This window comes from Arhodomonas sp. SL1, assembly GCF_052060015.1.
Classification (GTDB): Bacteria; Pseudomonadota; Gammaproteobacteria; order Nitrococcales; family Nitrococcaceae; genus Arhodomonas.
Map to the genome: position 1 here is coordinate 630,874 of NZ_JBPODZ010000001.1, position 23,262 is coordinate 654,135.

General features: G+C 67.2%; 21 protein-coding genes, 1 tRNA gene and 1 other RNA gene. 14 read left to right on the forward strand and 9 right to left on the reverse strand.

Annotated elements, in window-relative coordinates; translation table 11 throughout:
- Window positions 1-3: 3 nt before the first annotated feature.
- The 7 genes from recR to ubiU form a co-directional block, all read right to left on the reverse strand.
- Window positions 4-603, reverse strand: a complete 600-nt coding sequence (recR, locus tag ACQ754_RS03020) for a recombination mediator RecR (protein ID WP_440995508.1) — start codon at window positions 601-603, stop codon at window positions 4-6.
- Window positions 604-607: 4 nt separating this feature from the next.
- Complete coding sequence (locus ACQ754_RS03025; protein ID WP_440995509.1) at window positions 608-928, reverse strand: YbaB/EbfC family nucleoid-associated protein; 321 nt, start codon at window positions 926-928, stop codon at window positions 608-610.
- Between the two features lie 42 nt (window positions 929-970).
- Window positions 971-2,638, reverse strand: coding sequence for a DNA polymerase III subunit gamma/tau (dnaX, locus tag ACQ754_RS03030; RefSeq protein ID WP_440995510.1), 1,668 nt, complete (start codon window positions 2,636-2,638; stop codon window positions 971-973).
- Window positions 2,639-2,691: 53 nt separating this feature from the next.
- An RNA gene (ffs, locus tag ACQ754_RS03035) (signal recognition particle sRNA small type) lies at window positions 2,692-2,788 on the reverse strand.
- Between the two features lie 80 nt (window positions 2,789-2,868).
- A complete protein-coding gene (locus tag ACQ754_RS03040) occupies window positions 2,869-3,615 on the reverse strand; it encodes a Crp/Fnr family transcriptional regulator (RefSeq protein ID WP_440995511.1) in 747 nt (248 codons plus the stop codon).
- A 95-nt stretch (window positions 3,616-3,710) separates the two neighbouring features.
- A complete protein-coding gene (locus tag ACQ754_RS03045; RefSeq protein ID WP_440995512.1) occupies window positions 3,711-4,604 on the reverse strand; it encodes a U32 family peptidase in 894 nt (297 codons plus the stop codon).
- A gap of 19 nt (window positions 4,605-4,623) precedes the next feature.
- Window positions 4,624-5,619, reverse strand: a complete 996-nt coding sequence (ubiU, locus tag ACQ754_RS03050; RefSeq protein ID WP_440995513.1) for a ubiquinone anaerobic biosynthesis protein UbiU — start codon at window positions 5,617-5,619, stop codon at window positions 4,624-4,626.
- Window positions 5,620-5,763: 144 nt separating this feature from the next.
- Between ubiU and ubiT the strand changes: the two genes are divergently transcribed.
- The 14 genes from ubiT (at window position 5,764) to ACQ754_RS03120 (ending at window position 20,720) form a co-directional block, all read left to right on the forward strand.
- Window positions 5,764-6,201, forward strand: coding sequence for a ubiquinone anaerobic biosynthesis accessory factor UbiT (ubiT, locus tag ACQ754_RS03055; RefSeq protein ID WP_440995514.1), 438 nt, complete (start codon window positions 5,764-5,766; stop codon window positions 6,199-6,201).
- 163 nt (window positions 6,202-6,364) lie between these two features.
- Window positions 6,365-6,631, forward strand: a complete 267-nt coding sequence (locus ACQ754_RS03060) for a helix-turn-helix domain-containing protein (protein WP_440995515.1) — start codon at window positions 6,365-6,367, stop codon at window positions 6,629-6,631.
- Window positions 6,632-6,633: 2 nt separating this feature from the next.
- Entirely contained in the window at window positions 6,634-8,640 is a 2,007-nt protein-coding gene (hyfB, locus tag ACQ754_RS03065; protein WP_440995516.1) for a hydrogenase 4 subunit B, read from the forward strand.
- Window positions 8,625-9,590: a respiratory chain complex I subunit 1 family protein gene (locus tag ACQ754_RS03070; RefSeq protein WP_440995517.1), complete on the forward strand. Its 966-nt coding sequence runs from the start codon at window positions 8,625-8,627 to the stop codon at window positions 9,588-9,590. Before hyfB ends, ACQ754_RS03070 begins: the two co-directional genes overlap by 16 nt.
- The gene (locus tag ACQ754_RS03075; RefSeq protein ID WP_440995518.1) at window positions 9,587-10,273 is read left to right on the forward strand and encodes a formate hydrogenlyase; all 687 of its coding nucleotides are present in this window, start codon (window positions 9,587-9,589) and stop codon (window positions 10,271-10,273) included. Before ACQ754_RS03070 ends, ACQ754_RS03075 begins: the two co-directional genes overlap by 4 nt.
- A complete protein-coding gene (locus tag ACQ754_RS03080) occupies window positions 10,270-11,742 on the forward strand; it encodes a hydrogenase 4 subunit F (protein WP_440995519.1) in 1,473 nt (490 codons plus the stop codon). Before ACQ754_RS03075 ends, ACQ754_RS03080 begins: the two co-directional genes overlap by 4 nt.
- Window positions 11,739-13,325, forward strand: a complete 1,587-nt coding sequence (locus tag ACQ754_RS03085; protein ID WP_440995520.1) for a hydrogenase large subunit — start codon at window positions 11,739-11,741, stop codon at window positions 13,323-13,325. Before ACQ754_RS03080 ends, ACQ754_RS03085 begins: the two co-directional genes overlap by 4 nt.
- 7 nt (window positions 13,326-13,332) lie before the next feature.
- Window positions 13,333-13,851 carry an NADH-quinone oxidoreductase subunit B family protein gene (locus tag ACQ754_RS03090; RefSeq protein ID WP_440995521.1) on the forward strand — a complete coding sequence of 173 codons (519 nt, stop codon included), beginning with the start codon at window positions 13,333-13,335 and terminating at the stop codon, window positions 13,849-13,851.
- A gap of 162 nt (window positions 13,852-14,013) precedes the next feature.
- Complete coding sequence (locus ACQ754_RS03095) at window positions 14,014-14,448, forward strand: hypothetical protein (RefSeq protein WP_440995522.1); 435 nt, start codon at window positions 14,014-14,016, stop codon at window positions 14,446-14,448.
- A gap of 51 nt (window positions 14,449-14,499) precedes the next feature.
- Window positions 14,500-15,438, forward strand: a complete 939-nt coding sequence (locus ACQ754_RS03100; RefSeq protein ID WP_440995523.1) for a sulfurtransferase — start codon at window positions 14,500-14,502, stop codon at window positions 15,436-15,438.
- A 67-nt stretch (window positions 15,439-15,505) separates the two neighbouring features.
- Entirely contained in the window at window positions 15,506-17,089 is a 1,584-nt protein-coding gene (locus tag ACQ754_RS03105) for a tetrathionate reductase family octaheme c-type cytochrome (RefSeq protein ID WP_440995524.1), read from the forward strand.
- A complete protein-coding gene (locus tag ACQ754_RS03110; RefSeq protein WP_440995525.1) occupies window positions 17,089-17,685 on the forward strand; it encodes a cytochrome b/b6 domain-containing protein in 597 nt (198 codons plus the stop codon). The genes ACQ754_RS03105 and ACQ754_RS03110 overlap by 1 nt, the downstream gene beginning before the upstream one ends.
- Window positions 17,686-17,697: 12 nt before the next feature.
- Entirely contained in the window at window positions 17,698-18,678 is a 981-nt protein-coding gene (locus tag ACQ754_RS03115; RefSeq protein ID WP_440995526.1) for an SLAC1 anion channel family protein, read from the forward strand.
- Window positions 18,679-18,983: 305 nt separating this feature from the next.
- On the forward strand, window positions 18,984-20,720 hold the full coding sequence (locus ACQ754_RS03120) for a TIGR01244 family sulfur transferase (RefSeq protein ID WP_440995527.1): 1,737 nt from the start codon (window positions 18,984-18,986) through the stop codon (window positions 20,718-20,720).
- Window positions 20,721-20,733: 13 nt separating this feature from the next.
- Here the strand turns inward: ACQ754_RS03120 and ACQ754_RS03125 are convergent, their stop codons facing one another.
- Both ACQ754_RS03125 and ACQ754_RS03130 read right to left on the reverse strand, forming a co-directional pair.
- Window positions 20,734-23,076, reverse strand: coding sequence for a mechanosensitive ion channel domain-containing protein (locus tag ACQ754_RS03125; protein WP_440995528.1), 2,343 nt, complete (start codon window positions 23,074-23,076; stop codon window positions 20,734-20,736).
- A gap of 95 nt (window positions 23,077-23,171) precedes the next feature.
- Window positions 23,172-23,261: transfer RNA gene (locus ACQ754_RS03130), tRNA-Ser, on the reverse strand.
- Window position 23,262 lies beyond the last annotated feature (1 nt).

The window sequence follows — 23,262 nt, forward strand, 5'->3', positions numbered from 1 at the left end:
GGTTCACTCGTAGTGCCGGCGCCCGGCGAAGGCGTGGGAAAGGGTGCCGGGATCCACGTACTCCAGCTCTCCGCCGAGGGGGACGCCGTGGGCGATGCGGCTGACGCCGATCCCGTGGCCGCGGGCCATCTCGGCGAGGTAATGCGCCGTGGCCTCCCCCTCGACGGTGGGGTTGGTGGCGAGGATGATCTCGCGTACCTCGCCGGCGGCGAACCGCCGCTCCAGCACGTCCAGGCCGAGCTCCTCCGGGCCGATGCCGTCCAAGGGGGAAAGCTGGCCCTTGAGCACGAAGTACACGCCACCATACTCCGTCGCCGCCTCCAGGGCGTGGACATCGGCGGCACTGTCGACGATGCACAGTAGGCCCCGGTCCCGCCGGGGGCTGGAGCAGATATCACAGCGGGTCCGTTCGGTGAGCACACGGCAGTCCGCACACTCGCCGACGCGATCGGCTGCAGCGGCGAGCGCGGCCGCGATCCGGCGTGCCGCCTCCCGGTCGCGCTGGAGCAGGTGCAATGTCATGCGCTGGGCCGAACGGGGCCCGACCCCGGGCAACCGACGCAGCGCCTCCATGAGCTCCGAAACGAGGGGGGAGAAGCTCATGGGCTCAGAACGGCAGATTCATACCCGGGGGCAGCCCCATCCCCTGGCTGAAGCCCTCCATCTTCTCCTTACTCACGCGCTCTAGCTTCTGGGCGGCGTCGTTGAAGGCCGCCGCCACCAGATCCTCCACCATCTCCCGATCCTCGTACACGCTCTCATCGATGCTCACCCGGCGCACCTCGTGCCGGCCGGTCATGACCACCTGGACCATGCCGCCGCCGGCCTCGCCGGTGATCTCCATCTGCTGGAGCTCCTCCTGGGCCTGCTGCAGCTTCTCCTGCATCTGCTGGGCCTGCTTCATGATGTTCCCTATGCCACCTTTCATTACCACATCTCCATCGGTTCGTGCCGCCCCTCGGGCGACGATTCAGTCCAGCGGGCGGATGCTCTCTGGCAACAACTCGGCGTCGAATGCCTCCTGCATCGCCCGGACGTTGGGATCGGCGGCGATGCGCTCGCGCGCCTCCGCCTCCCGTTGTCGCTGCTGCCGGCGCGCCTGATCCGCGGGGGCTTCCCCCGCGCCCTCGCCTACCTGGATATCCACACGCACCGTCGTGCCGAAGTGCTCGGAAAGCGCCTCGGCGATGCGCCGTCGCCCGGACTCGTTATTGAGGTGCTGATGTCCCTCGTCAATGTAAAGGCGCACGCGCTCGCCCTCGCGAGCCCCCCACCGGCAGTGTTCGGCGAGCGCGCGCGCCATCCCGCCGATGCGAAGGGTCCCGAGGAGCGTAGCCCAGTCCGGCCCCTCCGCCACGGCATCGCCGGGGGGCGTGTCTGCCGGGGCGGACGGTGCCGCCGCGTCGGCGTCGGTTACCCCGCCATCGGCCGGGGCCGGGTCGTCGACGTCTTCCCCCGACGCCGCGCCCCCTTGGGCCGGCACCGCGACGGTTCCCGCCGCCCTGGTTGCCCCCTGCGCCGGCAGCGGGGCGACGCCGCCAGAACCCCCCTCCTCCGGACGGAAGGCCAACATACGCAGCATTGCCATCTCGAAACCGGTCCGCGCGTCGGGCGCCCAGGGCAGATCCCGGCGGCCGTGCAGGGCAATCTGGTAGTAGAGCTGGACGTCCTCGCTGCCGAGTCGCCGGGCGAGCGCCTGCAGCCGTTCGTCCTCCGCTCCCCCCTCGGTGAGCGCCCCCGGCGCGAGCTGCATGACCCCGATGCGATGCAGCACGGCGAGCACCTCGCTGATCCCCTCCCCGAAGTCCGGCGCCCGCTCACTCATCTCGGCGATCACCCGCATCACCGCAGCGGCATCGCCGTCGGCCACCGCCTCGAGCAGCCCCACGACGAAATCCGTCTCCAGGGTGCCGAGCATGGACCGCACATCGGCATCGGTGAGCGCACCGCCGCCGAAACCGAGGGCCTGGTCCAGCAGGCTCAATGCGTCGCGCATGCTGCCGTCCGCTGCCCGCGCCAGCCGCTGTACCGCCGCCGACTCCGCCTCGATCCCTTCCCGCTCCAGGATGTGGCCGAGGTGTTCGGCGATGAGCGCGGCCGGCAGGTGCTTGAGGTTGAACTGCAGGCAGCGTGAGAGGATGGTCACCGGGAGCTTCTGCGGGTCCGTGGTGGCCAGGAGGAACTTCACATGGGGCGGGGGTTCCTCCAGGGTCTTCAGCAGGGCGTTGAAGCTGTGCCGGGAGAACATATGCACCTCATCGATGAGGTAGATCTTGTAGCGCCCCCGGCTCGGCGCATACTGGATGTTGTCGAGCAACTCGCGGGTGTCATCGACACCGGTGCGCGAGGCAGCGTCCACCTCGATGAGGTCCACGAACCGTCCCTCGTCGATTTCCCGGCACGCCTCGCAGCTGCCGCAGGGCTCGATGGTTACCCCGTTCGCCTCGCAGTTCAAGCACTTGGCGAATATACGCGCGATGGTCGTCTTGCCCACACCGCGGGTACCGGTGAAGAGATACGCGTGATGGAGGCGCCCTTGGGCGATGCCGTTGGTCAGGGCACGCAGCACGTGCTCCTGCCCCGCCATCTCCGCGAAGGTGCGCGGGCGCCATTTGCGGGCAAGAACCTGGTAGGCCATTCGGGGTCCGACGCTGAAGACGTGGAGGGCATTCTAGCAGGTAGTGGAGGCGGCGACGCCAGCCGCACCCCGGCGCCCGAGTCCACTGCTACCGCTGCTCCCTTCCGGGCCTGACGGGGTTCGCAGCTTGTCGTCGCGGGGGGACCGACGCCACCACCATGGTGCGCCCTCCCCTCGGGGAAGGCGCGAGCAGACTAGCAGCATTGCCGGCGCCAGACAAACCCGCCGAATCATCCGCAAAGGCGTGCGTCCTCGCCCCACTCGGCGATCTCCGCGAGCGCCGGCTCGTCGAGCAGCCGCAACTGCCGGCCGCGCAGCTCGATCACCCCGGAGCGCCGAAACTGCGAGAGGGTCCGGCTGACTGTCTCGATGGTTACGTCGAGGTAAGCGGCGATCTCTCGCCGCCCCATGGGCAGACGGATACGATCGGCCTCCAGCGAGCGCCGCCGCCGACGCGCCGCCAGATCCAGCAGCAGTGCCGCCACCCGCTGCCGCGCCGAGCCGCGGCAGGCGCGGAGCAGGCGCTCGCGGCAGGCGGCGAGCTCCTCGCGAAGCATTCGGCTCACGGCGTCACGCACGGCCGGGTCCTCGCCCATCAGCTCGTCCACCCGGGACCAGCGGATGTGGCAGAGGTGCGCCTTCTCCAGGACGACGTACTGCTCCGTGGCGGCGGTGGGCTCCTCCAGGCCCAGGGTCTCACCGGGGAAATGGAAGCCCGCGATGACCTCCTCGCCGGAACGGGTATAGCGACAACGCTTGAGCGCACCGGAGCGCAGCACGAAGAGCCGCTCCGACCACGTCCCCGGGAGGGGACGACCGGGGGCGATGGCGGTATCCGCCCGGTCCACCACCGGGCTGGTCGCGCCGTCGTCGACGCCCAGACGGCGGGCAAAGCAAATCCCGTAGAGGCCGCAGCTCGTGCAGCTCAGTGCCGTTCCCGACTCCTCCCGGGGTGTGGTATTCGCGCTGGCGTGCATCCCGAGGCCTCCGTCGCTGCCTTGCCGCCCGACCCCCGAACGGGCGCCCGGGGGTCTTCTGGGAGGATACCACAGGGCGCGGGGGCTCCCGCGCCTCAGGGCGGGACCGGCTCGAAGGCGGCCCGTCCATGCCAGTATCCGTTGCAGACCGCGACCGGGGCCAGCGTGTCCAGCTCGCGCGCGATATCCGCCGGCGCCGCGCCCCGACGGAGGCGGTCGAAACCGTCGATCACCCGTAGGGTATCGCTCGCCTGCGGGGTAATCCGCAGCACGTCCACGCCGCTCGCCACTGCTGCCGCGTAGTCCGCCGCCAGGCTATGGGTCAGCGCCGACTGGGTCTGGATTCCGTTCAGCGTCAGGAACGCCTCGCCCTCCCGGGTTCGCACCAGGCGGCCGTCGGGATCGGCACCGCAGGCGAAGCCGCAATCATCCCGGGAGCGGCCCTCCGCCCGGGCGGTAAAGCAGCGCGCCGAATAGGCCAGCGGGAGCCGACCCCAGGCGAAGACCTCCGTCTCCAATCCCGGGATGGCGGCACTCAGCTCCTGGACGCTCTCGCCCCCGAGCTCCACGGGCAGCACCCAGCGCAACGCCCCCGCACCGTGCACGAGCGCGAGGGCCCGCGCGTTGTAGAGATTGAGCGTCGGGCCGGCGATGAAGGGCAGGCCAGCGGACTCGAGCGCGGCCACCGCCGCGAAGTCGTTGGCCTCCACGAGGAACGACCCCTGGCGACACAGCGCCCGCAGCGCCCCGAGCTCCGAGCCCGCCTCAATGAGCGTCAGCGTGGAGAGCACCGGGGTCTTGCCGCACTCGGCGAGGCGCCGGCCAATCGCCATCCAGTCCTCCGGGGCCAGCCGCCGGCGCTTCGGGCAGACGGTCTCGCCGAGATAGACGATATCCACTGGGCTGCCTGCGATGGCATCGTAGAACTCGAAGACCCCTTCCCGGCTCCAGAAATACGGGACCGCCGCCAGTGAGAGTCTGGGCCTCACGTCGTCTTGCTCCATAGTTTCATCCCCACTGGCGGTCGTAGGCCCCGAGGGTCACCTGTTCGCCCTCGGAGAGCTCGCGCAGCTGCCGCTGCCATGCAGCACGTCGGCTGGGATCCGCGGATTTGCGCCCACAGGCGTCAATGGCCTGGCGGAGCACGCCCGTCACCCGTCGGATATAGGCCGGGCTGCGCTGGCGGCCCTCCACCTTGATCGCCGCCACCCCTGCCGCCGCCAGCTCTGGCAGGATGTCCACGCTACTGAGGCTCGTGGGTTCCTCGAGGACATGCCAAGCGCCCTCCCCGGTCTCGAAGCGGCCCTTGCACAGGGTGGGGTAGCCGGCTCGCTCCCCGGGGGCGTAGCGGTCGATCAGCACACCGTTGAGCCGGGCCTCGAGGCCCGTGTCGGTAGCCTGCCAGCGGACATGGGAGGCCGGGGAGCAGGCCCCATAGCTGTTCGGCGAGCGGCCGGTGGCATAGCTGGAGAGCAGGCAGCGACCCTCGACCATGATGCAGAGACTGCCGAAGCCGAAGACCTCCACGGGCACCGGCGAGGCCTCCGCCACCTGGGCCACCTGGCGCAGGGAAAGCACGCGCGGAAGCACCGCCCGGCGGATATGGAAGTGGCGATGGTAGAACGCCAGGGCCTCCGGGTTGGTGGCCGAGGCCTGCACGGACAGGTGCAGCGGCAGCTCGGGATGGTGCTCGCTGGCGTAATCCAGCACGCCGACGTCGGCGGCGATCAACGCATCGACGCCGAGCCCGGCGGCCCGATCCACGGCGGCCTGCCAGTCCGCCCAGTTGCGGGGCTGGGGATAGGTGTTCACCGCGAGGAACACGCGTGTGCCGGCGCGATGCGCCTCCGTGATCCCCCGCTGCAGGTCCGCCTCGGTGAAGTTCAGTCCGGCGAAGTGACGGGCATTGGTCGCATCGCGAAACCCCGCGTACACGGCATCGGCGCCGGCGGCGACGGCGGCGCGCAGCGCCGGCAGGCTCCCCGCGGGACAGACCAGTTCCATGGGTGCGTTCTCCTGCTCACTGAGTCGGTCCCACACGGTAACGGAGCTCGACGGGGCGCGCCTTTGCGTCAGCGCAAAGGCCGCCCCGGGCGCTGCTGCTACCCTCCCCTCCCGCAACGCTGGCCATGAAACCGGGAGCGGCCCATGCCCCTGAATTCACTGATCCCCCGGACCGTCCGCCTTGCCGGCCAGTTGGTCCCTGCGCCCTTGGAGCGGGGATTGCTGGAGGTGGCCATTAATTACGCGCTCGCGGTTGCGCTGGCCGAGGATCGGCTGGCCTTCCTGGAGGGGCGTGTCCTTGCACTGGTAGCGCCGGATGCGGGACTGCGCTGGGCGATCACCCTGTTCCGCGGTCGACTGCTGTTGCTGCCGGCGACCACCGAAGCGGACGCCATCGTCCGCGGTCCACTGGCGATATTCCTCGATCTCGCCCGCGGCCGGATCGACCCGGACACCGCCTTCTTCCAGCGCGAGCTCGTCGTCGAGGGCGACACCGAGCTGGGGCTCGCCGCCAAGAATGCCCTGGACGCGCTGGACCCCGAGTGCCTACCGAGACCCGTCCGACACTTCCTCAGCTACTGATACCGCCGGAACACCCACCGCTTTACCCAATGCCGTCGCGCGGCCCGAGCTACCGCCGCGCTCATGTTTGAAATGGCTATAGTGATATATGAACTTTCTTTTATAGTATCTGAAATTTCTGTTATGATGCGTACCTCCTGCAACAGATCGAATTCGGGTTGGCATGATTACCGCTCAACAAATGCGGGCGTCCCGGGCGCTACTCGGCATTGATCAGCGCAAGCTCGCCGAGATGGCCGGTGTCTCGCTGCCCACCATCCAGCGCATGGAGGCCAGTGATGGCACCGTGCGCAGCAACGTCGACTCGCTAGTAAAGGTAGTGAATGCGCTACAGCGGGCCGGCATCGAGCTCATTGCCGAAGGCGCGATAAGCCATTCCGGTGGGCGGGGGGTGCGGCTGAGCACGACTGCGGAATCGAAGGGCAGTTGAACATGGCCGGATCCCTTGCGCTTGCCCTTACCGCGGTGGCGGTCGCGTTGGCTTCTTCCGGGGCTTCTTGCTTTGCCGGGCGGATGCCGTTGCTTCTCCGGTCAGTAGCCATGCCCCTGTTCGCACTGGCCGGCCTCATAGCCGCAGCGGCCGGGCTTATGGCCTTGCGGGGCACCGGTGCCGACACTGCCGTACTACCCCTCGGCCTCCCCTGGCTGCCCTGGCAGCTTCGACTGGACGCCCTCGCGGGCTTTTTCCTTGTGGTCATCGGTGTGGTGAGCGTTGCCGTTGGCCTGTATGGACGGGCCTACGTGCGTAGCCTGGAGCATGGTCGTGATTCGCTGACCGCATTGGGCGGCTTTACCGGTCTATTCCTCGCGGGCATGTTGCTGGTGGTGCTCGCCGATGATGCCTTTCTGTTCATGGTGGCCTGGGAGGTGATGTCGCTGGCATCCTATTTTCTGGTCGCCTTCCATCACGAGCAGGCCGCCAATCGGCGCGCCGCATTCCTGTATCTAGTCATGGCGCAGCTCAGCGGATTGACCATTCTCCTAGGATTCGGCGTGCTTGCGTCGTTCGGTGGGGGATTTGATTTCGATGCCATGCGGGCGGCGGAGCCCTCCCCCGCCTGGGCTAGCATGGCCTTTGGGCTCGCTTTGATCGGTTTCGGTATGAAGGCCGGCCTGGTGCCGCTGCATGCCTGGCTGCCGGAGGCGCACCCGGTGGCGCCTTCGCACGTATCGGCCCTGATGTCGGGCGTTATGCTCAAGGTCGCCGTATATGGCTTCATGCGCTTCGCCTTTGATCTGGTAGGGGAGCTCCACTGGCAATGGGGCGTGGCAGTGCTGGCCGTGGGCAGCGTCTCGGCCCTGCTGGGCGTGCTGTACGCCCTGATGCAGCACGACCTCAAGCGGCTGCTTGCCTACCACTCGGTGGAGAACATCGGCATCATTTTCATCGGCCTGGGGCTTTCCCTGTTGTATCTGGCGTCGGATCACACGACGCTAGGTGTCCTGGCCCTGATTGCGGCGCTGTATCACACGATCAATCACGCGTTGTTCAAGGGCCTGTTATTCCTGGGCGCGGGCGCGATCCTGCACAGTACTCATGAGCGCGATCTGGAGCAGATGGGTGGATTGCTGCGCCGGATGCCTTGGACGGGCCTGTTCTTTCTGGTCGGTTGCGTATCGATTTCAGCGCTGCCGCCGTTCAATGGCTTCGTCTCCGAGTGGTTGACGTTCCAGTCAGCACTGCAGGCCTGGCAGTTAGACAGCGGTGTGCTGCGCAGCGTCGTTCCCATCGCGGCGGCGATGCTCGCACTGACCGGGGCCCTGGCCGCCGCCTGCTTCGTGAAAGTCTATGGCGTGGCCTTCCTGGGGCGCGCGCGGGGCCGTCATGTGCGTCGCGCAAGGCCGGTGCCGCGGGGCATGCGCACCGGCCAGGGATTACTGGCGGTCTTATGTTTCGTCCTTGGCGTGGCGCCCACTATGTTCATCGGTCTCCTGCAGGCCGTCCCGCAGCAGATCCTGGGGGCGACCTTGCCGCAGGCCACCGCCGGGGGCTGGCTCTGGCTCACCCCGATCGCCGCGGAGACGGCCAGTTACAGTGCCCCGTTGCTTGTCGTCTTGTTGCTGCTGTTGATGGGACTCACGGCCTGGACCTGGCGCCGCGGCACCGTGCGTCGAGTGCGCCGCAACGATGCCTGGGACTGTGGCTTCGCCCCCCCCGGGCCCCGCATGCAGTACACCGCCACCGCCTTTGCCCAGCCCATCCGGCGGGTGTTCGGCCTATTGTTCCGCATCGAGGAAGGGCTCACCCGGCGTGGCGACGGCCGCTTGCATTACCGACTCAGCGTGCAGGACCGGGCCTGGGGGTTGTTCTACCTGCCGGCGGCACGCGTGGTGGAATCCGCGGCCCGCCGCGTGGTTTGGCTGCAGGCCGGCAGTGTACGCTTCTATCTTGGTTGGACCCTTGCAACCCTGCTGGTGGTGCTATGGATACTCTCCTGAGTCCCGTGGCGTGGTTGCTGGCGCTCGTGCAGGCCGCGTTCTATGTGGCCCTGGGGCCTTTCATTGCGGGCTGGATCCGCAAGGTCAAGGCGATCCTGCAGAACCGCCACGGTGCGCCGGTGCTACAACCCTACCGCGAGCTCTACAAGCTCCTAGGCAAGGAGGCACGGGTCGCTCACAGCGCTTCGCCAGTGTTTCGGGTAGCTCCATATGTCGTTTTTGTAGCCATCTGGCTGGCCGCGGCCACCGTGCCACTGATCGCGACCGGCCTGCCCACAGCGATGCTGGCGGATCTGATCGTGCTGGTGGGATTGCTGGCATTGGCGCGCTTCTTCCTGGCCCTGGCCGGCATGGACGTGGGCACGGCCTTCGGTGGGATGGGCGCCTCGCGGGAGATGTTAGTCGCTGCCCTGGCCGAGCCAGCCATGCTGCTGGGGGTTTTTACCCTCGCCATGACCGCCCACAGCACGAACCTCTCGAGCATGGTGGAGCTCCATCTGGCCGGGCCACCGGTGCTGCGGCCTTCCTTCCTGTTCGCGTTCGGCGCCCTAGTCCTCGTGGCCATTGCCGAAACCGGGCGCATCCCCGTGGACAACCCGGCAACCCATCTGGAGCTCACCATGGTCCACGAAGCCATGATCCTCGAGTACTCGGGCCGGCACTTGGCACTGATGGAGTGGGCGGCGCAAGTCAAACTGGTGCTGTACGGCGCGCTTATCGCGAATCTGTTCTTTCCCTGGGGCATCGCTCGGGAGATAGCGCCCGCGGCGTTGGCGATCGGGATCATTGCCATCTTAATGAAGCTGCTAGCGCTCGGCGCGGTGCTTGCAGTGGCGGAGACGGTACTTGCCAAGATGCGCCTGTTCCGTGTTCCGGCGTTACTGAACCTCTCGGTGTTGTTGGCCGTGCTGGGGCTGTTAGGACACGTGATCCTGGAGGTGGGACGGTGAGTCTGGTCGAGCTCCCGGTACTGCAACAGCTGGTGCTAGTGATGGCCGCGCTGGTGCTGTTCACGTCCTTCGTGCTGCTCGAGCAGGCCCGGCTGGTCTCCGCCATCCATGCCTTTGCCTGGCAGGGAGGGCTGATCGCCGCCATCACCGCCTTGGTGGCCGCGACGGAAGGTTCGCCCCACCTGTATATTTCGGCACTGCTGACGCTGGGACTCAAGGCGTTGCTGATCCCGTGGCTGCTGCATCGCCTGGTGCGGCATCTGGATCTCGAGCGCTACACCGAGACATTGGGCCGTCCCGCACTGGTGCTCATGGCGGCAGTGGCGCTGGTGATCTTCAGCTACTGGTTGGTACTGCCCCTGGTCGCGCAGGAGCTGACCTTTACCCGCGACATCGTCGCCATCAGCCTGGCCGCTGTGCTCATCGGCCTGCTAATGATGGTGGCCCGTCGCAAAGCCGTACTCCAGGTGTTGGGCTTCATGGCGATGGAAAACGGGCTGTTCCTGGCCGCCGTCTCCGCCACCGAAGGCATGCCGCTGGTGGTGGAACTCGGCATCGCCTTCGACGTGCTGGTGGCCGTCGTGCTATTCGGGGTGTTCTTCCTCCAGATCCGCGAGAGCATCGACTCGCTCGATGTCGACCGGCTCAACCGGCTGACCGAAACCCCGGAGGAGGAGCGATGAGCGCGCTGCTGCTCACCGTGTTCACCCCTCTACTCGGTGTGCTCTTGTTGGGCCTGGTGCGTTCGCCAGCGCGAGCGGGCTGGCTCAACGTGGGGATCTCGGCGGTCAGCTTTGCGGCCTCCGCCTGGATGGCGTGGTTGCTTGCGACGGTGAGCGAGATCGCGGGATGGTCGTTCCGCGTGGACGCTTTCAATGTCTATTTGCTTGCGCTGACCACCTTCGTAGGCCTAACTACCTCCGTGTTCTCCCGGCCCTACATGCGGTATGTCGTATCCACCGGCCGCACCGGCGAGCGCGGCCTTCGTCTCTATCACGCCATGTACCAGCTATTCATGTTCACCATGCTGCTGGCCTTGGCTACGGACAATCTGGGTATCCTATGGGTGGCCGTGGAAGGGGCGACGCTGAGCACCGTGCTGCTGGTGTCACTGTATCGCACCCCCGAAGCGGTCGAGGCGGCCTGGAAATACTTCATCCTCTGCGGTGTGGGCATCGCGCTGGCGCTGTTCGGCACGGTGCTGACCTACTTCGCCGCGCAGCACGTGTTCTCGGAGCCGCAAACCGGATTGGCCTGGAGCGCGCTGTATGAGCACGCGGGTGAGCTCGAGCCGGCCGTGATGGGGATAGCGTTCGCCTTCCTGCTGGTCGGCTATGGCACCAAGGTGGGACTGGTCCCTCTGCACCAGTGGCTGCCCGATGCCCATTCGGAAGGGCCGACGCCGATGTCCGCCGTGCTCTCCGGGCTGCTGCTCAATGTCGCCCTGTACGCCGTCATCCGCGTGAAAATGCTGGTCGACGGTTCGCTGGCAGACACGGCGACGCCCCACATGGCCGGCTACCTGCTCATGGGCTTCGGCATGCTCTCGTTTCTAGTCGCCGGCCTGTTCCTCCATCGCCAGCGCGATATCAAGCGCATGTTCAGCTATTCGTCCATCGAACATATGGGCCTGATGACCTTCGCATTCGGTCTCGGCGGTCCCTTAGCGACCTTCGGAGCGCTGCTGCACATGCTAGTGCATTCCCTGACCAAGTCGGCGATCTTTATCACCGTCGGCCATGCCGCGCACATTGCCGGCACCCAGCATATCGACCATATCCGCGGACTGATCCGCACCCAGCCGGCGGTCGGGTGGACGTTGCTGATCGGTGTGGCGGCCATCGCCGGCTTCCCGCCGTTTGGCGTCTTTACCAGCGAGTTCCTGCTGCTGACCGCCACCATGCAGTCTCAGCCCTGGCTGACGTTGGCCCTGCTCACAGGCCTGGCCGTGGCGCTTGCCGGGCTGTTCCGACACGTCCAACCCATGGTCTTCGGCCTCGCGCCCGAAGGGCAGCGCCCGGTCCCGGTGAACATGCTGCCGATTTTCCTTCATCTGGGACTGGTGCTGTGGCTGGGCCTCGCCATCCCCGGCGTTGTGAGCCGCTGGTTGGATCGCGCCACGGAGCTAATCACGGGGGTTCACCTGCTATGAACGCGACCTCCACCCTGACCGAGTACCTGTCTCGGCTGCGGGCGCAGGGGGTGCATGCCGGCGTCGCCGAAACGGAGCGGCTCGCCCCAGCGCACCGATTGCCGGTAAACGGCGCCGATTGGGGGGTGGCTGCGCAGGTGGGCGCCGAGCTGAACTGGCGCTGGGCCGGCATCTGGGGGGACCCTATGCCCGAATCCTGCGTCGTCCGTGCCTGTCTGGTCAGTTACGGCGACTACCTGGTGCTAGAAACGGAAGTGCCGTACACCGCACCCCTGTTGGCTTCACATACCCCCTGGTATCCCGGCGCCGACCGGATGGAACGGCATATGCAAGATCTGTTGGGCATTCGCTTCGCCGATCACCCGCGCGACCAGCGCTGGACCCGCCACCAAGCCTGGTCCGCTGAGGAGTACCCCCTGCGGCCCGAATTTCCCGTCAACGGCCAGGCACCGGTGCGAGCACCCGCCGACACCGATTACCCTTTCGTCGCGGTGAAGGGCAGCGGCGTCTACGAGATTCCGGTGGGGCCGGTGCATGCGGGCATTATCGAACCCGGTCATTTCCGCTTCCAAGCGGTCGGCGAAGAGATCCTCAGCTTGGAGGAACGCCTGGGCTACGTGCACAAGGGCATCGAGAAGCTCGCTGTCGGACGGGAGCCAGAAGAGCTGGCGCGACTCGCAGGGCGCGTGTCCGGCGACTCCACCGTCGCCCACACCTGGGCGGCCTGCCAGGCGATGGAGCATGCCGCCGACTACGATGTACCTCCACGGGCGCTGCATCTGCGGGCGTTGCTTGCCGAACGCGAGCGCGTAGCCAACCACATCGGCGATGTCGGCGCCATCTGCAACGACGTAGGCTTCGCGTTCGCCCATATGCAGTGCGCGCGGCTGCGCGAGCAGTGGCAACGGCGCAGCCACGAGCTCTTCGGTCATCGCCTGTTGATGGATGTCGTGGTGCCGGGTGGCGTAGCGCGTGATCTGCCAGGGGATGTCGCACAGAGCCTGCGCGCCGACCACCGGGGCTTACGGGAAGCGGTGGCACCGATCTTCGAGATCGTCGACGACCATCCGCCGCTGGAAGATCGGCTCCTAGGCACCGGTCGTCTAAATCGCGACGATGCCGGCGCGCTCGGGTGTACCGGTTACGTGGCCAAGGGCAGTGGACTGGACTTCGACCTGCGCCGCGACGCGCCGTATGCCCCCTACGACCGCCTGCGCGTGGACGTGCCGGTGCTCGAACAGGGCGACGTGACCGCCCGCGTGCAGGTGCGCATGCAGGAGGTACTGGCCAGCCTGGCGCTGATGGATGAGCTGCTGGAATCGCTGCCGGGGGGGAAAGTGGCCGCCTCGCTGCCCCCAGTCACCCCAGGCGCCGCCGGGATCGGCCTGATCGAGGGCTGGCGTGGCGAGATCCTCAGTTTCGTGCGCTTCGACGATACCGGCCATATCGCCCGTTTTTTCCCCCGCGACCCGAGTTGGTTCTTGTGGCCGGCCCTTGAGCGGCTCATCGACCGTAACATCGTCCCGGATTTCCCGGTGTGCAACAAATCCGTCAACGGCTCCTACTCGGGCCACGACCTCTGAGGAAGGCATGCTGAGGATCCTGCGCCAGATCGCCCGCACCGGTAAGCTCACCGAAATGCCGCCTGCCACCGGCGATGCGGAGCTGGGAACTTTGGGTATCGAGGTACGCCGCGTGCTCGAGGCACGGTTCTGCGGTAGCCTCGCTATCCGCCAGGTGGATGCTGGCTCGTGCAACGGCTGCGAGCTCGAGATCCACGCCCTCAACAACCCCTATCACGATATCGAGCGCTTCGGCGTGCATTTCGTCGCCTCGCCGCGCCACGCGGATGCGCTACTGGTGACCGGCCCGGTCTCGCGTCACATGGAGACCGCGCTGCGCCGCACCTGGCGCGCCATGCCGTCGCCCAAGCTGGTGATCGCCGCAGGGGATTGCGCCTGTACCGGCGGGATCTTCGGGGTTTCGTACGCAAGCTGCGGCGGCGTCGAAAATGTGCTACCAGTAGACGTGAAAATCGCCGGTTGCCCACCCACTCCCCTGGAACTACTCCGCGGCATCGTGGCCGCGATCCGATCCCGGTACGAGTGAGTGCGTGCATCCTCACCCGCTCGCGCCAGCCATAAGCAGTCAACGGGTCCCCGAACTCTGTGACTTTGTCACTGATCCCCGGCCGGACCCGGCGGACACTGAGGATTCCGATGGCGGTTGCGCCCGTGCGGGCCACCGCTGCGGCCAACCATGGAGGTTCCCATGCAACGCTTTCTTATCGCCCTCGTGCTCGCCCTCGTCCTCACCGGCACCGCTGGGGCCGCCGAGCACGAAGACCGGCATATGCTTACGGTCATCACCGATGACTCCACCCAGACCCAGGCCATGGCCCTGATCCTGACCCGCCAGTGGGTGAAGGACGGCGGCAGCGCCCAGATCCTGCTCTGCGACACCGCCGGCGGCATGGCCGTCTCCGGCTCCGACGTGGGTGGCGAGGCGGTTCAGCCGCCGGACATGGCCCCCCGGCAGATGCTCGGCGGACTGATCGAGGCGGGCGTGCAAGTGGATGTCTGCGCCATTTTCCTGCCCACTGGGGGAATGGAGAAGTCCGCCCTGCGTGATGGTGTCGGCGTGGCTACGCCGATGGCCATCGGCGAGGTGATGGCCGATCCGGCCACACGGCTGTTCACCTTCTGAAGCATCGTCGACGATCGACACTCTGGCGCCCCAACAATGGGAGGTGCTGTCATGGCTCAAACATCCTTTCTTTCCACCCTTCGCGGTGCCGCAGTGGCGGCACTGGCGTTGGCACCGGGCGTGGCCCTGGCCGCGCCGGCGGCGCTGGTTTCCGCGGACTGGCTGATGGCGAATCGCGACGACGTCCACGTCGTCGAGACCGCGAAGTCCGCGGAGGCCTTTGACGAGAGCGGCCACATCGTGGGCGCTCCCTTCATCCCCTACGCCCGTCTCGCCGTCGAGCACGACACCCCGGCGGGGCCCGTGCGCTATCTCCTGCCCGATCCCGACGATTTCTCTGAAGTCATGCGCGAAGCGGGGGTGAACAGCGATGAACGGGTGGTCATCACGCCCTCCGGGACGAGCGTCAACGGTGATATGACCGTGGCCGCCCGCCTGTACTGGGCCCTGCGCTACTACGGCCACGAGGACGTGGCGGTGCTCGATGGTGGTGTCGCCGCATGGCGGGACGCCGGTGGAGAGACGAGCACCGCTCCCGCCGAGGGCATCGACGCCGGTGACTTCACGGCCCGCGCGGCCCGGCCGGAGATCCATGCCTCCGCTGAAGATGTCGAGGCAATCCTCGAGGACCGCTCCGCGACGCTGACGGACAATCGTCCCCTCGAACAGTTCATTGGTCTGTTCACCAAGGACTACGTCCAGGCGAGCGGCCATTTGCCGGGTGCCGTGCCGGTGCCGTTCACCCTGTTCTCCGTCGCTCGGGATGGCGTCCATTACTGGCGCTCTCCCGACGAGGTCCGGCAGGTACTCGCCGCCATGGGGATCGGCGAGGACGAGCCGGTGGTCACCTACTGCAACTCCGGCCACGTCTCGGCAATGGCGTGGTTCGCCATCAGCGAGGTGGGCGGTCACGCCGATGCGGCCCTCTACGACGGTTCCCTCCATGAGTGGACCCAATCCCGGGAGCGCGCGGAACGTCTGATCCCGTAGCCTAAGCCCGAGGCGGCGGCGCGCCGCCGCCTCGGCCGGATACGTATCCGCCGTTCAGGGAGGAAACATGTCCCGGCTGGCTCTTCTATTGCAGCGGCTCACCCTGGCCGTCGGCCTGCTCCTGGCAGCGACGGCGACCGCGATCGAGGGCGACGCGCCCTCCACCGCGGATCACTCTCGGTTCGAGATCCTCCAGCAGGATTTCGCCAGCGGCCCGGAAGTCACCGAGGCCTGTCTGAGCTGCCATACCGAGGCCGCTTCCCAGCTGCAGGAATCGCTGCACTGGACCTGGGAGTTCGAGCATCCGGATACGGGCCAACTCCTCGGCAAACGCCATGTGGTCAACAGCTTCTGCGGCACCGTCGCCTCCAACGAGCCCCGCTGCACCAGCTGCCACGCCGGCTACGGCTGGGAGGACATGCGCGAGCCCGCACCCACTGCGGAACGACAGGTGGACTGTCTCGTCTGCCACGACACCACCGGCGAGTACTGGAAGGTCCCCACGGAGGCGGGCCATCCCCTCTATGAGCCGCAACCCACCGACGAGGGTGTCCGCCAGCCCCCGAATCTCGGCCGTATCGCCCGCAACGTCGGCCCCAGCGGACGGGCGAACTGCGGCAGCTGTCACTTCTACGGCGGGGGCGCCGACGGGGTGAAGCACGGCGACCTGGACTCCTCGCTGGAGGAGCCGCCGCGCGGCCTTGACGTGCACATGTCGCCGGAAGGGGCCGGCCTGGTGTGCTCGGATTGTCATACCGCCGGCGGCCATCAGGTCACGGGCAGCCGCTACGCCACCAAGCCGTTCGACCCCCATGGGATCGACGTGCCCGGGCACAGCGATGAGACCCGGAGCTCGTGTGCGTCCTGCCACGGCAACGCCCCCCATGGCGAAACCAAGGTCAACGACCACATCGATCGGGTGGCCTGCCAGAGCTGCCACGTGCCGGAGTTCGCCCGCGGCGGCGTGGCCACCAAGACATGGTGGGACTGGTCCACGGCCGGGAAGCTCGACGAGGACGGCAATCCCATCGAGCGCTATGATGAACAGGGCCACATCGCCTACCTCTCCACCAAGGGGGATTTCCGCCACGGGGAGGACGTGGTGCCGGACTACTACTGGTTCGATGGCGTGATGCGCTACACCCTGCGCGACGAGGTCATCGACCCCGACGATGCGCCGGTGGCGATCAACCGTTTCGACGGCGGCCCGGACGACCCCAACGCCCGCCTGTGGCCCTTTAAGACCATGCACGGTCGCCAGCCCTACGACGCCGAGTACCACACCCTGCTGGTGAACCACGTCTTCGGCGACGACGACACGGCACTCTGGACCAACTTCGACTGGGCGAAGGCGCTGGAGGCCGGCACCGCGTACGCCGGCCAGCCCTACAGCGGGGAGTTCGGCTTCGTGGAGACGGCGATGTATTGGCCCATCACCCACATGGTGGCCCCGGCGGAGGACGCGGTCACCTGCGGCTCCTGTCACGCCCGCCAGGGGCGGTTGGACGCCCTCGGCGGGTTCTATCTGCCCGGTCGTGACCGCAGCGTCGCCGTGGACGCCACCGGCTGGACACTGGTGGCGCTCACCCTCGGCGGCGTGCTCCTGCACGGTGTCGCTCGCATCATCAGCCGGCGAAGGAGGCAGCACTGATGCGCGAGGTGATGATCTACAAACGCTTCGAACGCTTCTGGCACTGGAGCCAGGCGTTGCTGATCTTCGCGATGCTGATCACCGGCTTCGAGATCCACGGCAGCTACACCTTGCTCGGTTTCGGGATGGCGGTGAAGACCCACACCATCGCCGCCTGGGCCCTCATCGCCCTGTGGGTCTTCGCGATCTTCTGGCATTTCACCACCGGGGAGTGGCGGCAGTTCATTCCCACCACCCACCGTTTGGGAGCGGTTGCCCGCTACTACCTCATCGGCACCTTCACGGGGGCGTCCCATCCGTTCCGCAAAACCAGCCGGGCCAAGCACAATCCCCTGCAGCGCCTCGCGTATCTCGGCTTCAAGCTCCTGATCACACCAGTCATCTGGATCTCGGGGCTTGCCTATCTGTTCTACAACCAGTGGCACGTCGTGGGCGCGGATGGCCTTTCCCTGGGCCTGGTGGCAATGGTCCATACCGCCGCCGCCTTCGCCATGCTCATCTTCATCATTGCCCATGTGTACATGGCGACCATGGGCCCGACGATCTTCAGCCTCATCCGGCCCATGATCACCGGTTACGAGGAGTTGGAAGAATAGGAGCGATCCACCTTGGCAACCCGGGATAACCCCACCGCCGATAGCCGTCTCCGCCATTTCCCAGTGAGTATGTTCTCCGTTGTCATGGGCATGGCGGGGTTGACGCTCGCCTGGCAGAGCGCCGCCCATGCCGCTGGCCTGCCCATGCTGGTCGCCGACACGTTGCGTCCGCTGGTGGCAGCGCTGTTTCTGGTGATCGTGGTGCTCTACGCCGCGAAGCTGGTGCGCTACCCGGCGAGCGTCATCGGTGAGCTCCGGCATCCCGTGAAGCTGAGCTTCTTCCCGACCATCTCCATCAGCCTGATCCTGCTCGGGACCCTTGCCCTCCCTGCCCTGTCCCGTCTGGCCCTTGTGCTCTGGGCCACCGGCAGTCTTGCCCACCTCGTTTTCACCCTCTACGTGATGAACAGCTGGCTGCACCACGAGCACTTCGAGATCCAGCATATGAACCCCGCCTGGTTCATACCGGCGGTGGGCAACATCCTCATCCCCATCGCCGGTGTCCCACTGGGACTGGTCGAGGTGTCCTGGTTCTTCTTCAGCATCGGGCTGCTGTTCTGGATCGTGCTGATGACCATCGTCGTCTACCGCATGATCTTCCATCAGCCGTTGCCCGCGCGCCTGATGCCCACGCTGTTCATCCTAGTGGCACCGCCGGCGGTGGGTTTCCTCTCTTACCTTCGCCTCACGGGCGGCGAGCCGGACGGATTCGCCCGGATCCTCTTCCACGCGGGTTTGTTCCTCGTGCTGCTGCTGTTGACCCAGTACCGACGCTTCACCCGTTTGCAGTTCTTCCTCTCCTGGTGGGCCTACTCCTTCCCCCTGGCCGCGATGACGGTGGCGGCCTTCACTATGTACGCCTCGGTGGGGACGGCTTGGCTGGCGGTCATCGCCGGTGCGCTACTGGTACTGGTGACCGGTGTCGTGGCGGTGCTCGTCGGCCGTACCGTCGTGGCCGTCGCACGTCACGAGATCTGTGTGGAGGAGGGATAGTCAGGCCACCGCTGGCGATGGGTGAACGCCCCATCAGCGCCGATCCTTCCGATCCATGCAATCGCTTGCGATCCGCCAACGCCCCGGGGCACGCCGACGCTTCGTCCCCCGGGGCGTGCTAGTGGCCTATCATCCCCCATAGCCCCTATAGTCCATTATCGCATAACTATATAACCAAAAATTGACATCCTGATTCGGAAAGAGTAAAAGTTTAGGGATCGTCGAGACGTGCGCCGGCAGCGCGGGGACGTCCCGGGCGCAGTGCCGGCCACCGCACAGCACCCACCCATGCCCGAGGAGGAGCCATGGAATCCGTCAAGCACCTGTCACCGTTCTATGCGGTCACCACACAGCTCCGTCCCGGTGACCTGGGCGCTCTCGCCGCAGAAGGCGTCCAGACGATCATCAATAATCGTCCCGACAACGAGGGCGAAGATCAGCCGGAGGGCGGGGAGCTCGCCGCCGCCGCCGAGCGCCTCGGGATGAGCTACCATCACCTGCCGGTGGTCTCCGGGCAGATCGCCGACGAGGACGTGCAACGCTTCTCCGAGGTCATCGAGGGTACCCGCGGGCCCGTGGTGGCCTTCTGCCGCACGGGAACGCGCTCCACCACGCTCTGGGCGTTGCACGAGGCGCGGCATCTCACCCCCGACGCGATCCTTCAGACCTGCGCCGCGGCCGGCTACGAGCTCAACGGCCTGCGTCCGCGCCTTGAGGCCGCCTGGGAGCACAGCGATCCCGGCAGGGGTGCCGAGGCCGCCCCCTCGCGCCGCTACGATGTGGTCATCGTCGGCGGTGGCGCGGCCGGCCTGGCCACGGCCGCGAGCCTGCTCGCCCGCCGCCGCGATCTGGATATCGCCGTCATCGAGCCGCGTGAACAGCACTACTATCAGCCCGGCTGGACCCTGGTGGGCGGCGGTGTGTTCCGCCGCGAGCAGACGGTGCGCCCGATGGCGGAGGTCATGCCCAAGGGGGTGCAATGGATCCGCGCCGCCGCCGCGGCCTTCCAGCCGGAGCACAACGCGGTGGTACTCGAGGACGGCGAGCGGCTCGGCTACCGGACCCTTGTCGCCGCGCCCGGCATCAAGCTCAACTGGGACGCCATCGAGGGCCTCTCGGATACCCTGGGCCGCAATGGGGTCACATCCAACTACCGCTATGAGATGGCCTCCTACACCTGGGAGCTGGTGCAGAACCTCAATGGCGGCAAGGCGCTGTTCACCCAGCCCACCATGCCCATCAAGTGCGCTGGCGCGCCGCAGAAGGCGATGTACCTGGCCTGCGATGAGTGGCGCCGCCGCGGCGTCCTCGACGGCGTGGACGTGGAGTTCAATAATGCCGGGGCCGTGCTTTTCGGGGTGAAGGAGTTCGTCCCGCCGCTGATGAAGTATGTCGAGAAGTATGGCATCGACCTCAACTTCAACAGCAATCTGATCGCCGTGGATGGTCCCGCCCACAAGGCCTGGTTCCGGGTCACCAGCGACGACGGTGAGGAGGTGGTGGAGAAGTCCTTCGACATGCTCCATGTCTGCCCGCCCCAGACCGCGCCGGATTTCGTCCGCTCCAGCCCCCTCGCCAACGAGGCCGGGTGGGTGGAGGTCGATGCCGAGACGCTCCAGCACGTGCGCTACGGCAACGTCTTCGGCCTCGGGGACGCCTCCTCGGCCCCCAACGCCAAGACAGCGGCCGCGGTGCGCAAGCAGGCGCCGGTGGTCGCAGAGAACGTCATCGCCACCCTCGAGGGCCGGGGTTGCCGGGCGGTCTACGACGGCTACGGCTCCTGCCCGCTCACCGTCGAACGGGGCCGCGTGGTGCTCGCGGAGTTCGGCTATGGCGGGAAGCTACTGCCGACCTTCCCCCTGGATCCCACGGTGCCGCGGTGGACCATGTGGATGCTCAAGGAGAAGTGGATGCCGGGCATCTACTTCGACCTCATGCTCAAGGGCCGGGAATGGCTCGCGAAGCCCCGGCGTCTGCCCCATGACCCGGCGGCCCGGGAAGCCCAGGACGCCCTGCACGAGTCGCGCACACCCGGGCGCTGACGGGAGGCGCCCGTCAGTCTCCACCCTCTGACGGCCGGGCCGCCCCGGGCGGGGCATCCCGGCCATCCTCCCCAGCGGCCGACTCCGGTGGGAGGGCGGCGTCGCTGCGACGAACTCCGGAGCCCTCCGGGAGCGCCGAGGCATCCAGGGCGATATGGGCCGGTGGCGCAGTGCCGTCCTTTTCCTGCCCGAAATACATCGTCATGTGCGGGAAGGGGATCTCGATACCGGCCGCATCAAAGTGGCGCTTGACCAGGCGGTTGTACGCGCGACCCACCGCCCACTGGTAACCCGCAACAGTGCGGATGCGCACCCGAATGTTCACCGAGCTGTCGGCCAGCGCCGTGACCCCGTCGATGTTGACGTCATCCAGGATATGGGCACCCATGTCAGGATCCTCACGGAGCTCCTCGAAGGCTGCACGCAGAGCCTCCATCGCCTCGTCCACCTCCTCGCGATAGGCGATCCCGTACTGGCCGACGTGATAGGCAAAGCCCCGCATGTAGTTCGAGACGTTATCCACCGAGGAGAACGGGATCAGGTGATAGGTCCCGGCGAGGTCACGTATCCCCACCGAGCGTACCGTCAGCCGCTCCACCTCCCCCGTGATGCCGGCGACGGTGACGAAGTCGCCGGCATTCATGGCATTCTCCAGCTGGATGAACACGCCGGTGATGATGTCCTGGACCATCTTCTGGGCACCGAAGCCCACGGCGAGACCGAGGACACCCGCACCGGCGAGCAGCGGGCCGATGTTGATCCCGATCTGGGAGAGGATGATCATCACCGCCATCGCGGCAATTACGATGGCGATGGCGTTGCTAAACAGTGCCAGCAGGGTCTTCTCCCGCGCGCTCGGGGCGCCGCGACCCGTATTCGGGTTCAACCGGTGCTCAATAAGACTGGCCACCACCATCCAGGCACCGCCCGCAACGAGCAGGGTAAGCGCCACGCTGGCAAGGGTTGCGAGTAGTGTCGTGCCCGCCGCCGAGGCCAGCCAGGCGGTGAGATCCAGCACTCCCCAGAGATCCACCAGCGCGACCACCGCGACCACGACCACCACGCCCCGCACCACCTTCAGCGCCGCGGGCACGTAAGCATTGAGGCGGCGCTCCAGCAACGGCAGCCGCCGCCGCATCGTCTCGGAGAGCCGGATCGGCCGGCGTGCCAGCCAGCCGGCGCCCTCCACCAGCAGGACGGCCACCAGCACCACGAGCAGCGTCCACACGCTGGCGCGCAGGACGAACACGAGGGTGCCGGCCGGATCCACCTGACCGCCGACGAAGACGACGGTAACGTACGCGGCCGCCAGCCAGTGCCATATGCCGGCCACACCCAGGCGCAGCCGGCGAACGGCACCACCCACGACAACGCCCTCGCCCCGGAGGGCAGCGGCGACGGTGCCGCGGTAACGGAAGACAACGCGAAGCACATAGACGTATGCCGCCAGCGAAACCAGCAGGGTGGTAAGCCGGCCGGGCGCCGCCCCCAGGTGCTGGGCAACCAGGGGTGCGGCAACGAGCAGGCCATAGCCCAGCAGCCCTGTCAGGCGGGCAACGCGGTGGTAGAGGTAGCGCGCCGCCGCACCGGCAAGGGGTAGCGGCCGCAATGCATCCTCCGCCGGGGACAACGCCAGGCGAAACAGAAGCTTCACCCCCTCGGTGACCACGAAGGCGTTGATGAAAAGCGATCCCCAGGCCGGCAGGTCCCCGCCCTCGCCCAGGGCGTACAGCGCCAGGGCATAGGCACCCAACGCGATCACCGCGATCATCGCGAGGTCGGCGAGCATCGCCAGCAGGATCGACACTGCGCGGCGCAGCGGCCCGGGCCGCCGTTCCGCCGCGCGGGCACAGGCACGGAAGACGGGGGTAGCGACGCGGCGGAGGATGGCGAAGGCCACGAGGGTGGCCACGATGAGCACGACCACCGGCATCGCTGCCCGTGCCACAGCGGCCAGATCGAGGGGTGCCGCCTCTGCGTCCGCGCCGGCGAGGGCCTGGACCGTTGCCGCCGCCTCTGCCAGCCGCTCGCCCACCGCTTCGGCAGCGGCAGCCGTGACGGCGGCGATCTGCCGCGCCATGCCGGCCGGCGCCGCCTCCGGCGTGGTGGTTGCGCCCTCTGCCTCGTCGGGGACCGGCGACGCGCCCTCGCCCTCGGCAAGCCGTCGTAGCTCGCCGATCAACCGCTCGCGGGCCTGCTCGTCGGCGAGGATATCGGCCAGGGCCGCGTAATCGGCCTGCTGTACCGGCTCCTCCTGGCTCCCTCCCTCCTGCTGGGCAGGGGCTGTGGTTACAAAGACGAGCGCCAGAAGCGCCGCGGTGAGGACTTGCAAGGCATGGCGGGAGAAGGGAAGCACGGGATCACCTCGTCCTATGCAGGCCACAATCAAAAAAGGCCCGCCGACGGGGCGGGCCTTTTATACGCGGCGTTACTCCAGCGCCGGTCGGAAGCTGGCGGAGAGAGAGGGATTCGAACCCTCGATGGGCGTTAGCCCATACTCCCTTAGCAGGGGAGCGCCTTCAGCCACTCGGCCATCTCTCCG

Coding starts and splice junctions, on each gene's coding strand:
- ACQ754_RS03105 (WP_440995524.1), top strand. CDS start 15,506: ATGTCCCGGCTGGCTCTTCTATTGCAGCGGCTCACCCTGGCCGTCGGC.
- ACQ754_RS03120 (WP_440995527.1), top strand. CDS start 18,984: ATGGAATCCGTCAAGCACCTGTCACCGTTCTATGCGGTCACCACACAG.
- ACQ754_RS03060 (WP_440995515.1), top strand. CDS start 6,365: ATGATTACCGCTCAACAAATGCGGGCGTCCCGGGCGCTACTCGGCATT.
- ACQ754_RS03095 (WP_440995522.1), top strand. CDS start 14,014: ATGCAACGCTTTCTTATCGCCCTCGTGCTCGCCCTCGTCCTCACCGGC.
- ACQ754_RS03040 (WP_440995511.1), bottom strand. CDS start 3,615: ATGCACGCCAGCGCGAATACCACACCCCGGGAGGAGTCGGGAACGGCA.
- ACQ754_RS03025 (WP_440995509.1), bottom strand. CDS start 928: ATGAAAGGTGGCATAGGGAACATCATGAAGCAGGCCCAGCAGATGCAG.
- ACQ754_RS03110 (WP_440995525.1), top strand. CDS start 17,089: ATGCGCGAGGTGATGATCTACAAACGCTTCGAACGCTTCTGGCACTGG.
- ACQ754_RS03070 (WP_440995517.1), top strand. CDS start 8,625: ATGGATACTCTCCTGAGTCCCGTGGCGTGGTTGCTGGCGCTCGTGCAG.
- hyfB (WP_440995516.1), top strand. CDS start 6,634: ATGGCCGGATCCCTTGCGCTTGCCCTTACCGCGGTGGCGGTCGCGTTG.
- ubiU (WP_440995513.1), bottom strand. CDS start 5,619: ATGGAACTGGTCTGTCCCGCGGGGAGCCTGCCGGCGCTGCGCGCCGCC.
- dnaX (WP_440995510.1), bottom strand. CDS start 2,638: ATGGCCTACCAGGTTCTTGCCCGCAAATGGCGCCCGCGCACCTTCGCG.
- ACQ754_RS03080 (WP_440995519.1), top strand. CDS start 10,270: ATGAGCGCGCTGCTGCTCACCGTGTTCACCCCTCTACTCGGTGTGCTC.
- recR (WP_440995508.1), bottom strand. CDS start 603: ATGAGCTTCTCCCCCCTCGTTTCGGAGCTCATGGAGGCGCTGCGTCGG.
- ACQ754_RS03090 (WP_440995521.1), top strand. CDS start 13,333: ATGCTGAGGATCCTGCGCCAGATCGCCCGCACCGGTAAGCTCACCGAA.
- ACQ754_RS03085 (WP_440995520.1), top strand. CDS start 11,739: ATGAACGCGACCTCCACCCTGACCGAGTACCTGTCTCGGCTGCGGGCG.
- ACQ754_RS03100 (WP_440995523.1), top strand. CDS start 14,500: ATGGCTCAAACATCCTTTCTTTCCACCCTTCGCGGTGCCGCAGTGGCG.
- ubiT (WP_440995514.1), top strand. CDS start 5,764: ATGCCCCTGAATTCACTGATCCCCCGGACCGTCCGCCTTGCCGGCCAG.